Below are 12,639 nucleotides of genomic sequence, written 5' to 3'. Positions count from 1 at the left end.
GAACGTATTTGCCATGGACATTCATATCAACCAGAAGCCGATCACGCTGCCCGAGGGCGCGACTGTCGCCGATGCGCTCGCCGCATTTGGCGCGCGTCCGCCGTTCGCCGTGGCCCTGAACGGCGATTTCGTGGCGCGCACCCAGCACGGCGCGCGCTCGCTCCAGGCGGGCGACCGCCTCGACGTCGTGAGCCCCGTGGCCGGCGGCTGAGCCTCGCTCGCCCCGGCCCCCGGCCGCGCGCATCGCATGCATCGCGAGCGCCTTCACGACACCGCCAAGGATTCCAACCCATGACCACCCCATCCACCGCCGACGCGCTCACGCTCTACGGCGAAACCTTCGCGAGCCGCGTGCTGCTCGGCACGTCGCGCTATCCGTCGCTGCAGTCGCTCGCCGATTCGATGGCCGCCGCGCGCCCCGGCATGATCACCGTCGCGCTGCGCCGCCAGATGAACGACGGCACCGCCGAGGCCGGCTTTTTCGACCTGCTCAAGCGCCACGGCGTGCCGCTCCTGCCGAACACGGCCGGCTGCCTCACCGTCAACGAGGCGGTGACGACGGCGCACATGGCGCGCGAAGTCTTCGAAACCGACTGGATCAAGCTCGAGCTGATCGGCGACGACTACACGCTGCAGCCCGACCCGGTGGGTCTGATCGAGGCCGCGTCGCGTCTCGTCAAGGACGGCTTCAAGGTGCTGCCGTATTGCACCGAGGATCTCGTGATCGGCCGGCGTCTGCTCGACGCCGGTTGCGAGGCGCTGATGCCGTGGGGCGCGCCGATCGGCACCGGCAAGGGCGTGATCAACCCCTACGGCTTGCGCGTGCTGCGCGAGCGCCTGCCCGATGTACCGCTCATCGTCGATGCGGGCCTCGGCGTGCCTTCGCACGCGTGCCAGGTGATGGAGTGGGGCTTCGACGGCGTGCTCCTCAACACGGCCGTTTCGCAGGCCACGCACCCCGAGGCGATGGCGCGCGCGTTCGCGCTGGGCGTCGAGGCGGGGCGCGCCGCGTATCTCGCCGGACCGATGGCCGAGCGCGAAGCGGCGGTCGCGAGCACGCCCGTGGTCGGCATGCCTTTCTGGCACCAGGACGGAGACAAGCGATGACTGAGACGCTGCGACTGCAGGACCGCGAGCTGTTCTGGCCGCCCGCCGACGAACTTACCGAAACGGCGGAGCGCATCCGTGCGCGCCTGGGCGACTGGCAGCCCACGCATGCGCCGTGGCGCATCTGTCTCACGCCGCCCGACGCGCCCAACGGCGGCGATCTGATCATCGTGACCGACGCGGCGCCGCATCTGGCCAGCATCGCACGCTGGATGACCGACGGCGCGGGCGTGATCGAAGCCGCGGGCGAACACCCGAAGGCGGCGCGCGCCACGCTGCATCTGGGCGGCGAGCGTTACGCGCTCGAAGGCGAGCTGGCGGAAGACTGGATCCCGGCGCTGGCGGCGTTCCTCGACTGCGGGTTCGATCCGCACGATGCGCTCGCGCTCGCGCTCGCCTGGCGCGACGGCGACGAGCAGCAGGCCGACGCCTGGCCCGTCGACATCAAGCGCTTTCCGCGCGTGCTGGGCCTGCCTGCCGCGCCCGCGCAGCCGTTCGCGCCCTGCCCCGCGAAGCTCGGCCTGTATCCGGTGCTGCCCACGGCCGAGTGGGTCGAGCGCGTGCTCGACTACGGCGTCAAGACGGTGCAGTTGCGCAGCAAGCAGCCGAAGTCCGCGGCGCTCGCGAACGAAATCGAGCGCTGCGTCGCGGCGGGCCGCAGGCACGACGCGCAGCTTTTCATCAACGATCACTGGCAGGAGGCCGTCGCGGCCGGCGCTTATGGCGTGCACCTCGGCCAGGAAGACCTGCGCGAAGCCGACCTCGGGGCGATCGCCTCGGCTGGCGTGCGTCTCGGCCTCTCGACGCACGGCTACTTCGAGATGCTCACGGCGCTTCATTTCCGCCCGAGCTACCTCGCGTGCGGCGCCGTCTTCGCCACCACGACCAAGGCGATGCCCACGGCGCCCCAGGGCCTCGCGCGTCTCGCCCGCTACGTGAAGCTGCTGGACGGCGTCGTGCCGATGGTGGCGATCGGCGGCATCGACGGCAACGTGCTGCCCGAGGTCCTTGCGACTGGCGCAGGCAGCGCGGCGGTGGTGCGCGCGGTGACCGAGGCGCCCGACCCGGTTGCCGCGGTTGCTGCACTGCGCAACGCGTTTACGCAATAATGGTCCGCCCTGGCTTCGGGCTGCGCCGCGTGCGCGACCCGGGGCCGAGGGGGCCGCAACCCGCAGCAGCGGGCGCTTGCGGCTTACATCAACGGGTCCAGTGGCGTCACGGCAGGTTTTCCACGATGGCCCTATAATCCCGCCTTCGTGTAAATGGACTGTCAGCCACGTGCCCTCAACCTCTGAGACCCTACTGGAGCTGCGCGACGTCGACTTCGGCTACAGCGACCGGCTCGTCCTGTCCGGCCTGAACATGCGCTTCCCGCGCGGTCAAGTGGTGGCAGTCATGGGCGGCTCCGGTGGCGGAAAAACGACAGTGCTGCGTCTGATCGGCGGCCTCGTTCGCGCACAGCGCGGCCAAGTGCTGTTCGGCGGCCAGGACGTCGGCGCGCAATCGCGCGATGGCCTCTACGCCCTGCGCCGCAAGATGGGCATGCTCTTCCAGTTCGGCGCGCTCTTTACCGACATGTCGGTGTTCGAGAACGTCGCCTTCGCCCTGCGCGAGCACACCGATCTGCCTGAAGCGCTGATCCGCGACCTCGTGCTCATGAAGCTCAACGCCGTCGGCCTGCGTGGCGCGCGCGACCTCGCGCCTTCGGAAATTTCCGGCGGCATGGCGCGGCGCGTGGCGCTCGCGCGCGCCATCGCGCTCGACCCCGAACTGATGATGTACGACGAGCCGTTCGCGGGTCTCGACCCGATTTCGCTCGGCATTACCGCGAACCTCATCCGCACGCTCAACGACGCGCTCGGCGCAACCTCGATCCTCGTCACGCACGACGTGCCCGAGTCGTTCGCCATCGCCGACTACGTGTACTTCATGGCGAACGGCCGGGTGCAGGCGCAGGGCACGCCCGACGAACTGCGCGCCTCGACCGACCCGATCGTGCGCCAGTTCATCGACGGCGCGCCGGACGGCCCGTTCCGGTTCCATTACCCGTCGAACCTGCCGCTCGAAGCGGACTTCGGCATTGGCGGAGGCCGCTCATGATCGGCGCCATCAGTTCGATCGGGCGCACCGTGCTCGCAACGATCGCACGCGCGGGGCATGCCACGCGCTTTTTCGTGCGCCTCGTCCTCGAATTCTTCCCGCTGCTGCGCCGGCCGCGTCTTGTCACGAAGCAGATCCACTTCGTCGGCAATTATTCGCTGTTGATCATTGCCGTGTCGGGCCTGTTCGTGGGCTTCGTGCTCGGGCTGCAGGGGTATTACACGCTCAACCGCTACGGCTCCGAGCAGGCGCTCGGGCTGCTGGTCGCGCTCTCGCTCGTGCGCGAGCTCGGGCCCGTCGTCACCGCGCTGCTGTTCGCGGGCCGCGCGGGCACCTCGCTCACGGCCGAGATCGGCCTCATGAAGGCGGGCGAGCAACTCACGGCCATGGAGATGATGGCGGTGGACCCCGTGCGCGTGGTCGTCGCGCCGCGCATGTGGGCGGGCGTGGTGGCCATGCCGATCCTCGCGGCCATCTTCAGCGCGGTCGGCATTCTGGGTGGCTACGTGGTGGGCGTGCTGCTGATCGGCGTGGACGCCGGCGCCTTCTGGTCGCAAATGCAGGGCGGCGTGGACGTCTGGGCCGACGTGGGCAACGGCGTGATGAAGAGCATTGTGTTCGGCTTCGCCGTGACGTTCACCGCGCTCTATCAGGGCTACGAGGCGAAGCCCACGCCCGAGGGCGTGTCGCGCGCGACCACCAAAACGGTCGTGTACGCGTCGCTTGCGGTGCTCGGCCTCGACTTCCTGCTCACCGCGCTGATGTTCAGCTAAACGGTTCAGCTAAAGACGCCGGGCAGCGACCCGGCCGCGCGGCGCGTATATGAGCGCTGCTGCAACGGATTCTCATTGGGATGACGATGAAAAAGAATGCTCTCGACTTCTGGGTCGGCCTGTTTGTGGTGCTGGGCTTTATCGCGCTGCTGTTTCTCGCGTTGAAGGCCGGCAACATGAGTTCGCTGTCGTTCCAGTCCACCTACCCGGTGAAGCTCAAGTTCGACAATATCGGCGGCCTCAAGCCGCGCGCGCCGGTGAAGAGCGCGGGCGTGACCGTGGGCCGCGTGGCTTCGATAGGCTTCGACTCCAACACCTATCAGGCGCTGGTGACGATCAACATCGACCAGCAGTATCAGTTTCCGAAAGACACGTCGGCGAAGATCCTGACGTCGGGCCTGCTCGGTGAGCAGTACATCGGCCTCGAGCCGGGCGGCGATTCGGAAATGCTCAAGGCGGGCGACACCATTTCGATGACGCAATCGGCCATCGTGCTCGAGAACCTCATCGGCCAGTTCCTCTATAGCAAGGCGGCCGATTCGGGCGCCGCGAAGCCGTCCAGCGGCGCGAGCACGGATGCGGCGCCTGCCGCAGCACCCGCGCCCGCACCGGCTGCTTCGGCGGCCCAATAGGAAGGAGAAAAAGAATGACGACCATACGCATGCGCGCTATTACGCTTGGCGTCGCGGCGCTTGCACTCGGGGGCTGTTCGACGGTGCAGACGCCGTCGAAGGAAGATCCATGGGAAGGTTTCAACCGCACGGTGTACACGTTCAACGACAAGGTCGACACGTACGCGCTCAAGCCGGTGGCGCAGGGCTACGTGAAGGTGACGCCGCAGCCCGTGCGCGACAGCGTGACGAACTTCTTCGCGAACATCGGCGACGTGTACAACGCCGCGAACAACTTCCTGCAGCTGAAGATCACCGATGGTGTCGAGGACATCATGCGAATCGTGATCAACACGGTCTTCGGCGTGGGTGGCCTGTTCGACGTCGCGACGCTCGCGAAGCTGCCCAAGCACAACCAGGACTTCGGTCTCACGCTCGGTCACTATGGCGTGCCGCCCGGCCCGTACCTCGTGCTGCCGCTGTTCGGCCCGAGCACCGTGCGTGACGGCGTGGGCCTCGTGCCCAACTACTTCATCAATCCGCTCACCTATGTGGATCCGGCCGCGCTGTCGTGGGGCCTTTACGGCCTGAACGTGGTGAGCACGCGCGCCAACCTGCTTGGCGCGAGCGACCTGCTCGAAGGCGCGGCGATCGACAAGTACTCGTTCATCCGCAACGCCTATCTGCAGCGCCGCCGCTACCTGCTTTCGGACGGCCGCGCGTCGTCTGGCAGCAACCTGCCGGATTACGGCGATGGCGCGCCGCTGCCGAAGTACGACGACACCGACGAGGGCGCGGCGGCGCCCGCTTCGGGTGCGGCTGCCGGTGCGGCGGCGCCGGCTTCGGGCACTGCGCCTGCGGCCACGCCGAATGCGGCCAGCACGGTGCCTGCAACCCCCAATGGCGCAACCCCCGCTCCGGCCACGCTGGAAGGCCCGGCTGGCGCCGCGGCGCCCGGGGGCGCATCGGCAACCACGGTGCCGGGCGACCAGATGATCCCGCCCGCGCGCATCGGCTTCCCGAGCATGCTGCGGCTGCACTGAGCGTCGCGCTCCGGCGTGGTGAAAGCCTCGCCGGAGCTTTCGTCTGACATATATGGGTGAGTAACAAGCAGAAACGCTTGTCGCACTTTGCTGGCAGTTTTCGACACAGCGAGATAGATCTTGCGTGATATCGTTGGCTCTAACGGGGCGATGTCCCCCAACTAGCAGGACTCGATATGAAAAAATTCCTTCTGTACCCGTTTTTCGCCATGTTTCTTTCGTTTGCCGGCAGTGCGTTCGCCCAGACGGTAGACACCAGCAATCCCGACGCGATGGTCCAGACGGTCACGCAGCAGGTCATGAGCCAGATCAAGGGTGACAAGTCCATCCAGTCCGGCGACATCAGCAAGATCACGCAGCTCGTGAACGAAAAGATCCTGCCGTACACCGACTTCCGCCGCACCACGCAGCTCGCGATGGGACGCAACTGGCGCACGGCCACGCCGGAGCAGCAGCAACAGGTCATCGAGCAGTTCAAGACGCTGCTCATCCGCACGTACTCGGGCGCGCTCGCCCAGGTGCGCGACCAGCAGATCCAGTACAAGCCGTTCCGCGCGAACCCGGACGACACCGACGTCGTGGTCCGTTCGACAGTCATGAACGGCGGCCAGCCGATCGAGCTCGACTATCGCCTCTACAAGACGCCACAAGGCTGGCGCGTGTATGACATCAACGTGCTCGGCGCGTGGCTCATCCAGGCGTACCAGCAGCAGTTCCAGGAAAAGATCCAGCAAGGCGGCGTGGACGGCCTGATCCAGTTCCTCACGCAGCGTAACCAGCAACTCGCATCGGGCAAGGCGACCTCGTGAGCGAACGTTTCGCCACCGGCGCCAACCTGACCCACGAGAGTGCAAAGGCCGCGCTCTCGGCCGGGTTCGCGCAGATCTCGGCGGGCGCCACCGCCGTGGACTGCGCCGCGCTCACCCAGTTCGATTCGTCGGCGCTCGCCGTGCTGATCGCCTGGCAGCGTGCCGCGCGTGAGCGCGGCGCCTCCCTCGCCGTGCTCAATTTGCCCCCCGCGCTCGCCTCTCTCGCGCGCGCCTACGGCGTCGATTCGCTTCTCAACGAGCGACATTGACCCGCGTCGCCTGGCCGGACGATTGCGTTCGAGCGGCACAACGCCGCACAGCCGGGCCGACGCCGTTCCTCCTCCAAGGCCAGGCCGCGCTCTCCGACTTGGCCTATAATCAACCGTTTTTTGGGCGCTGCCTCGGCGCAAAAAGCATCGCTTGCTAGATGAAAAGCGTGCACTGAGACAGCAAAGCCGGCCTCGCAAGCCGTCCCCAATTCCGGTCTTCCCCGCAGCATTGATGCACTCTTGAGCCGCGCCGTTCGCAAACGGGCGGCGTATTAGTCATGCCAGCCATAGAAATCCGTAACGTCAAGAAGCGCTACAAGTCGGTTCAGGCGCTCAAGGGCGTCAGCTTCACGGTCGAAGACGGCGAGTTCTTCGGGCTGCTCGGCCCGAACGGGGCGGGCAAGACGACGCTCATCAGCATTCTTGCCGGCCTCGCGCGCGCGGACGAGGGCTCGATTGCCGTGCGCGGCCACGATGTGGTCGCCGACTACCGCAACGCGCGCCGCAACCTCGGCGTCGTGCCGCAGGAACTGGTGTTCGATCCGTTCTTCACCGTGCGCGAGACGCTGCGCATCCAGTCCGGCTACTTCGGTCTGCGCAATAACGACGCGTGGATCGATGAAGTCATGGCCAATCTCGATCTCACCGAGAAGGCCGACGTGAACATGCGCGCGCTGTCGGGCGGCATGAAGCGCCGCGTGCTCGTGGCGCAAGCGCTCGTGCACCGGCCGCCCGTGATCGTGCTCGACGAACCCACCGCCGGCGTGGACGTGGAACTGCGCCAGACGCTCTGGAAGTTCATCGCGCGCCTGAACCGCGAAGGGCACACCATCGTGCTCACCACGCACTATCTCGAAGAAGCCGAGCAATTGTGCGACCGCATCGCCATGCTCCGGCGCGGCGAGATGGTCGCGCTCGAGCGCACGAGTGCGCTGCTGCAGCGCTTCGCCGGCACGCAACTGTTCCTGCGCTTCTCGGAAGGCGTGTTGCCGGGCGAGCTGCGCGCGCTCGAAGTCGATCCGTCCAATGCCAGCGTACATCAGCATCTGCTGCGCCTCGCGAGCTACGACGACGTGGAGCGCATTCTCGCGAAGTGCCGTGCGAACGGCTGCAAGCTCGAGGAAGTGGAAGTGCGCAAGGCCGATCTGGAGGATGTCTTCGTGCAGGTGATGAACGGTCCTGAAGTGGTCGAGGGTCTCGCATGAGCGGTTTCCGTACGCTGTTCTACAAGGAAGTGCTGCGTTTCTGGAAGGTCGCTTTCCAGACCGTACTCGCGCCCGTCATTACCGCGCTGCTCTATCTCACGATCTTCGGTCACGCGCTGCGCGGCCACGTCGAGGTGTATCCGGGTGTGGAGTACACGAGCTTCCTGATTCCCGGCCTCGTGATGATGAGCGTGCTGCAGAATGCCTTTGCGAACAGCTCGTCGTCGTTGATCCAGTCGAAGATCACGGGCAATCTCGTATTCGTGCTCTTGCCGCCGCTCGCTGCGTGGGAGATGTTCGGAGCCTACGTGCTCGCTTCGATCGTGCGCGGCCTCGCCGTCGGCGCGGGCGTGTTCGTCGTGACGATCTGGTTCATTCCGATGAGCTTTGCCGCGCCGTTCTATATCCTCGCTTTTGCGGTGCTCGGCTCGGCGATCCTCGGCACGCTCGGCCTGATCGCCGGGATCTGGGCGGAGAAGTTCGACCAGCTCGCGGCGTTTCAGAACTTTCTCATCATGCCGCTCACGTTCCTTTCGGGCGTGTTCTATTCGACGCACACGCTGCCGCCCCTGTGGCGCGAAGTGTCGCGGCTCAATCCGTTCTTCTACATGATCGATGGCTTCCGCTTCGGGTTCTTCGGCCTGTCCGACATCAACCCGCTCGTGAGCCTGTCGATCGTTTTCGTGTTTTTCGTGGCGCTCGCCACGCTCGCCATGCGTTTGCTCGCGAGCGGGTACAAGCTGCGTCACTAAGTGCACTATCAGGCAGGAGCCATACTCATGTTGCCGACTCCGGAACAGATCAAGCAGTACATCTCGGCAGGGCTCGCGTGCGAGCACCTCGAAGTCGAAGGCGACGGCCAGCACTTTTTCGCGACGATCGTCTCCTCAGCATTCGACGGCAAGCGCTTGATCCAGCGCCATCAGCTCGTCTACGCGGCGCTCGGCGACCGCATGCGCGAGGAAATCCACGCGCTCAGCATGAAGACGCTCACGCCCGCCGAATGGCAGAACGCATAATCTGGAATCTCAGTGCGAATCACCCAGGACAAAGACGCCGCCGCGAGCGGCGCAGCTCAACATCAAGCGACCCCGCAAGCCGGCCGCACCGATCAGGAAACCTCAGGCATGGATAAACTCGTCATCGTCGGCGGGCAGAAGCTCGCAGGGGAAGTGGCTGTTTCCGGTGCAAAGAATGCGGCGCTGCCCATTCTCTGCGCAGGCCTTCTGAGCGCGGAACCCGTTCATCTCGACAACGTGCCCGACCTCCAGGACGTGCGCACCACGCTCAAGCTGCTTGGCCAGATGGGCGTGCGCACCGAACAGCACGGCGCGCGCGTGCAGCTCGACGCCTCGAAGGTGAACAACCTCGTCGCGCCGTATGAGCTCGTGAAGACCATGCGCGCGTCGATCCTCGTGCTCGGGCCGCTCGTCGCGCGCTTCGGCGAGGCGAAGGTGTCGCTGCCGGGCGGCTGCGCGATCGGCGCGCGCCCCGTGGATCAGCACATCAAGGGTCTGCAGGCGATGGGCGCCGAGATCAACATCGAGCACGGCTTCATCGAGGCGCGCGCGAAGCGCCTGAAGGGCGCGCGCATCGTCACCGACATGATCACGGTCACCGGCACGGAGAACCTGCTGATGGCCGCCGTGCTGGCCGATGGGGAAACGGTGATCGAGAACGCCGCGCGCGAGCCCGAAGTGGGCGACCTCGCGCACCTGCTCGTGGCGATGGGCGCGCAGATCGAAGGCATCGGCACGGACCGCCTCGTCATTCAGGGCGTGGACAAGCTCCACGGCGCGCACCACACCGTCATTCCGGACCGGATCGAAGCGGGCACGTTCCTGTGCGCGGTTGCAGCCGCGGGCGGCGACGTCACGCTGCGTCACGTGCGTCCGCATATTCTCGATGCCGTCACCGACAAGCTGCGCGAAGCGGGCGTGACGATCGAAGAGGGCGACGACTGGATGCGCGTGCGCATGCACGAGCGCGCGCGCGCCGTGAACGTGCGCACCTCCGAATACCCCGCGTTCCCGACCGACATGCAGGCGCAGTTCATGGCGCTCAACGCGATCGCGGACGGCACTTCGCAGGTGGTCGAAACCATCTTCGAAAACCGCTTCATGCACGTGCAGGAACTCAATCGCCTGGGCGCCCACATCACGATCGACGGCAAGACGGCGCTCGTCGCCGGCGTCGAGAAGCTCTCTGGCGCGAAGGTGATGGCAACGGACCTGCGCGCCTCGGCGAGCCTCGTGATCGCGGGCCTGTGCGCCGACGGCGAAACCCTGATCGACCGCATCTATCACCTCGACCGCGGCTACGACCGCATGGAAGAGAAGCTCACGAAGATCGGCGCGAACGTGAAGCGGATCAAGGGGAGCGCGCAATGAGCACCGTCGAGTCCAGGCCCACGCCGGCGGCCGCGGCCAGCGCGCCGCTCACGCTTGCGCTCTCGAAGGGCCGCATCTTCGAGGAGACGATGCCGCTGCTCGCCGCGGCCGGCGTGCATGTGACCGAAGACCCGGAAACCTCGCGCAAGCTGATCCTGCCGACCACCGACCCGAACCTGCGCGTGATCATCGTGCGCGCGACCGACGTGCCGACCTACGTGGAGTACGGCGCGGCCGATTTCGGCGTGGCGGGCAAGGACGTGCTCAACGAGCACGGCGGCGGCGGCCTCTATCAGCCGGTCGATCTCGACATCGCGCGCTGCCGTCTCTCGGTGGCCGTGAAGGGCGGCTTCGATTACGCGAATGCGGTGCGCCAGGGTGCGCGCCTGCGCGTGGCGACCAAGTACACGGAAGCCGCGCGCCAGCACTTCGCGGCCAAGGGCGTGCACGTCGACCTCATCAAGCTGTACGGCTCGATGGAGCTCGCGCCGCTCGTCGGCCTTGCCGACGCGATTGTCGACCTCGTCAGCACGGGCGGCACGCTGCGCGCGAACAATCTGGTCGAGGTGGAAGAGATCATGGAGATCTCGTCGCGCCTCGTCGTGAATCAGGCGGCGCTCAAGCTCAAGCGCGCCGCGCTGCGGCCCATCATCGACGCGTTCGAACGCGCGTCCCGCGGCACGCAGGCGAGCTGACTGAGCAGGAGCAGAGGGCAGGCGCAATGACGCGCCGCCTCGCGCGCCACGCATCTCAAAAGGCGCGGCGCGCACAACGTAACGGATGGATACCAGCATGGCTATCACGATGCGCAAACTCGATTCCAGTGCCGAAGGCTTCAAGCGGGCGCTGCATGCGGTGCTCGCCTTCGAGGCGAGCGAGGACGAGGCCATCGAGCGCTCCGTCGCGCAGATTCTGGCCGACGTGAAGGCGCGCGGCGACGCTGCCGTGCTCGACTACACGAACCGCTTCGACCGCCTGGGTGCGGCGAGCGTCGCGGCGCTCGAACTGCCATTCGGCGAACTCGAAGCGGCGCTGGAGAGCCTCGAGCCCAAGCAGCGCGCGGCGCTCGAAGCGGCGGCCGCGCGCGTGCGCGGCTACCACGAGAAGCAGCGCATCGAGTGCGGCTCGCATAGCTGGCAATACACCGAAGCCGACGGCACGGTGCTCGGCCAGAAGGTCACGCCGCTCGATCGCGTGGGCCTTTACGTGCCCGGCGGCAAGGCCGCGTATCCGTCGTCCGTGCTGATGAACGCCATTCCCGCGCGAGTGGCGGGCGTGCGCGAAATCATCATGGTCGTGCCCACGCCCGACGGCGTGAAGAACCCGCTCGTGCTGGCGGCGGCGCTGCTCGGCGGCGTCGACCGCGTGTTCACGATCGGCGGTGCGCAGGCCGTGGCGGCGCTCGCGTACGGCACGGATACGATTCCGGCCGTCGACAAGATCTGCGGACCGGGCAACGCCTATGTCGCTTCGGCCAAGCGCCGCGTGTTCGGCACGGTCGGCATCGACATGATCGCGGGTCCCTCGGAAATCCTCGTGATTTGCGACGGCACGACCGATCCGCGCTGGGTGGCCATGGACCTGTTCTCGCAGGCCGAGCACGACGAGCTCGCGCAGTCCATCCTGCTGTGCCCGGACGAAGGCTTCATCAAGCGCGTGGAAGAGGCCATCGACGAACTCCTGCCCGCCATGCCTCGCGCCGAAGTCATCGCCACGTCGCTGACGAACCGCGGCGCGCTCGTGAAGGTGCGCGACATGGCCGAGGCCTGCGCCATCGCCAACGAGATCGCGCCGGAGCACCTCGAAATTTCGGCGCTGGAGCCGCAGAAGTGGGGCGCCGAAATCCGCCACGCGGGCGCGATCTTCCTTGGCCGCTACACGAGCGAGAGCCTCGGCGACTACTGCGCGGGGCCGAATCATGTGCTGCCTACGTCTCGTACCGCACGTTTCTCGTCGCCGCTTGGCGTCTATGATTTCATCAAGCGCTCGAGCCTCATCGAGGTGAGCGCGGAAGGCGCGCAGACGCTTGGCGAGATCGCTGCCGAGCTGGCCTACGGCGAAGGCCTGCAGGCCCACGCGCGCAGTGCCGAATTCCGCATGAAGCAGGGGTAAGGCGCGCCCGGCAACTGGCGGAAACCGGTTGCATGAGCCGCCGCGCAGCATGGAGACGCTGCGCGGCGGCGGGCTCCGTCAGTGCGCGGGCGCATGGAGCTGGATTCGCAGTTTGACCTGTCGTTTGCCCCACACGCAGCAGAGATCACGACGATAACCAGGGCGGCCGCCTCGCCGAGCCGCCCGTGCCGGCGGCCCCGCTTTTTCGCGAGCCGCCTTT

15 protein-coding genes are annotated in these 12,639 nt (G+C 66.7%); all 15 read left to right on the top strand.

Annotation, left to right across the window (positions count from 1 at the left end; genetic code table 11):
• Positions 1–13: 13 nt before the first annotated feature.
• The 15 genes from thiS (at position 14) to hisD (ending at position 12,419) form a co-directional block, all read left to right on the top strand.
• Positions 14–211, top strand: a complete 198-nt coding sequence (thiS, locus tag C7411_RS33975; RefSeq protein ID WP_028206558.1) for a sulfur carrier protein ThiS — start codon at positions 14–16, stop codon at positions 209–211.
• A gap of 80 nt (positions 212–291) precedes the next feature.
• On the top strand, positions 292–1,107 hold the full coding sequence (locus tag C7411_RS33970; protein WP_110388477.1) for a thiazole synthase: 816 nt from the start codon (positions 292–294) through the stop codon (positions 1,105–1,107).
• Entirely contained in the window at positions 1,104–2,216 is a 1,113-nt protein-coding gene (thiE, locus tag C7411_RS33965; RefSeq protein ID WP_110388476.1) for a thiamine phosphate synthase, read from the top strand. Before C7411_RS33970 ends, thiE begins: the two co-directional genes overlap by 4 nt.
• A gap of 169 nt (positions 2,217–2,385) precedes the next feature.
• A complete protein-coding gene (locus tag C7411_RS33960; RefSeq protein ID WP_110388475.1) occupies positions 2,386–3,207 on the top strand; it encodes an ABC transporter ATP-binding protein in 822 nt (273 codons plus the stop codon).
• On the top strand, positions 3,204–3,980 hold the full coding sequence (mlaE, locus tag C7411_RS33955; protein ID WP_110388474.1) for a lipid asymmetry maintenance ABC transporter permease subunit MlaE: 777 nt from the start codon (positions 3,204–3,206) through the stop codon (positions 3,978–3,980). Before C7411_RS33960 ends, mlaE begins: the two co-directional genes overlap by 4 nt.
• Positions 3,981–4,066: 86 nt before the next feature.
• On the top strand, positions 4,067–4,612 hold the full coding sequence (gene mlaD, locus C7411_RS33950) for an outer membrane lipid asymmetry maintenance protein MlaD (protein ID WP_042269766.1): 546 nt from the start codon (positions 4,067–4,069) through the stop codon (positions 4,610–4,612).
• Positions 4,613–4,626: 14 nt separating this feature from the next.
• The gene (locus C7411_RS33945) at positions 4,627–5,634 is read left to right on the top strand and encodes an MlaA family lipoprotein (protein ID WP_110388473.1); all 1,008 of its coding nucleotides are present in this window, start codon (positions 4,627–4,629) and stop codon (positions 5,632–5,634) included.
• Positions 5,635–5,810: 176 nt separating this feature from the next.
• Positions 5,811–6,443, top strand: a complete 633-nt coding sequence (locus tag C7411_RS33940; RefSeq protein ID WP_110388472.1) for an MlaC/ttg2D family ABC transporter substrate-binding protein — start codon at positions 5,811–5,813, stop codon at positions 6,441–6,443.
• Positions 6,440–6,712, top strand: a complete 273-nt coding sequence (locus C7411_RS33935) for an STAS domain-containing protein (RefSeq protein ID WP_110388471.1) — start codon at positions 6,440–6,442, stop codon at positions 6,710–6,712. Before C7411_RS33940 ends, C7411_RS33935 begins: the two co-directional genes overlap by 4 nt.
• 278 nt (positions 6,713–6,990) lie before the next feature.
• On the top strand, positions 6,991–7,917 hold the full coding sequence (locus C7411_RS33930) for an ABC transporter ATP-binding protein (protein WP_110388470.1): 927 nt from the start codon (positions 6,991–6,993) through the stop codon (positions 7,915–7,917).
• Positions 7,914–8,669 (top strand): ABC transporter permease, encoded by a 756-nt coding sequence (locus C7411_RS33925; protein ID WP_042269663.1) that lies wholly within the window; start codon positions 7,914–7,916, stop codon positions 8,667–8,669. The genes C7411_RS33930 and C7411_RS33925 overlap by 4 nt, the downstream gene beginning before the upstream one ends.
• Positions 8,670–8,696: 27 nt before the next feature.
• Complete coding sequence (locus C7411_RS33920) at positions 8,697–8,936, top strand: BolA family protein (protein WP_028206568.1); 240 nt, start codon at positions 8,697–8,699, stop codon at positions 8,934–8,936.
• A 108-nt stretch (positions 8,937–9,044) separates the two neighbouring features.
• Positions 9,045–10,307, top strand: a complete 1,263-nt coding sequence (murA, locus tag C7411_RS33915) for a UDP-N-acetylglucosamine 1-carboxyvinyltransferase (protein WP_110388469.1) — start codon at positions 9,045–9,047, stop codon at positions 10,305–10,307.
• Positions 10,304–11,002 carry an ATP phosphoribosyltransferase gene (hisG, locus tag C7411_RS33910; protein WP_110388468.1) on the top strand — a complete coding sequence of 233 codons (699 nt, stop codon included), beginning with the start codon at positions 10,304–10,306 and terminating at the stop codon, positions 11,000–11,002. The genes murA and hisG overlap by 4 nt, the downstream gene beginning before the upstream one ends.
• A 97-nt stretch (positions 11,003–11,099) precedes the next feature.
• Positions 11,100–12,419, top strand: coding sequence for a histidinol dehydrogenase (hisD, locus tag C7411_RS33905; RefSeq protein WP_110388467.1), 1,320 nt, complete (start codon positions 11,100–11,102; stop codon positions 12,417–12,419).
• Positions 12,420–12,639: the final 220 nt, after the last annotated feature.

The organism is Paraburkholderia silvatlantica (assembly GCF_003096715.1).
In the GTDB taxonomy this organism is placed as follows: Bacteria; Pseudomonadota; Gammaproteobacteria; order Burkholderiales; family Burkholderiaceae; genus Paraburkholderia; species Paraburkholderia silvatlantica.
This window is presented reverse-complemented; position numbering and strand designations above follow the sequence as displayed.

Excerpts from the sequence above, each read along its gene's own strand:
- C7411_RS33940 (WP_110388472.1), top strand. The coding sequence starts at position 5,811 with ATGAAAAAATTCCTTCTGTACCCGTTTTTCGCCATGTTTCTTTCGTTT.
- thiE (WP_110388476.1), top strand. The coding sequence starts at position 1,104 with ATGACTGAGACGCTGCGACTGCAGGACCGCGAGCTGTTCTGGCCGCCC.
- C7411_RS33945 (WP_110388473.1), top strand. The coding sequence starts at position 4,627 with ATGACGACCATACGCATGCGCGCTATTACGCTTGGCGTCGCGGCGCTT.
- murA (WP_110388469.1), top strand. The coding sequence starts at position 9,045 with ATGGATAAACTCGTCATCGTCGGCGGGCAGAAGCTCGCAGGGGAAGTG.
- mlaE (WP_110388474.1), top strand. The coding sequence starts at position 3,204 with ATGATCGGCGCCATCAGTTCGATCGGGCGCACCGTGCTCGCAACGATC.
- C7411_RS33925 (WP_042269663.1), top strand. The coding sequence starts at position 7,914 with ATGAGCGGTTTCCGTACGCTGTTCTACAAGGAAGTGCTGCGTTTCTGG.
- C7411_RS33920 (WP_028206568.1), top strand. The coding sequence starts at position 8,697 with ATGTTGCCGACTCCGGAACAGATCAAGCAGTACATCTCGGCAGGGCTC.
- thiS (WP_028206558.1), top strand. The coding sequence starts at position 14 with ATGGACATTCATATCAACCAGAAGCCGATCACGCTGCCCGAGGGCGCG.
- hisD (WP_110388467.1), top strand. The coding sequence starts at position 11,100 with ATGGCTATCACGATGCGCAAACTCGATTCCAGTGCCGAAGGCTTCAAG.
- mlaD (WP_042269766.1), top strand. The coding sequence starts at position 4,067 with ATGAAAAAGAATGCTCTCGACTTCTGGGTCGGCCTGTTTGTGGTGCTG.
- C7411_RS33970 (WP_110388477.1), top strand. The coding sequence starts at position 292 with ATGACCACCCCATCCACCGCCGACGCGCTCACGCTCTACGGCGAAACC.
- C7411_RS33930 (WP_110388470.1), top strand. The coding sequence starts at position 6,991 with ATGCCAGCCATAGAAATCCGTAACGTCAAGAAGCGCTACAAGTCGGTT.
- hisG (WP_110388468.1), top strand. The coding sequence starts at position 10,304 with ATGAGCACCGTCGAGTCCAGGCCCACGCCGGCGGCCGCGGCCAGCGCG.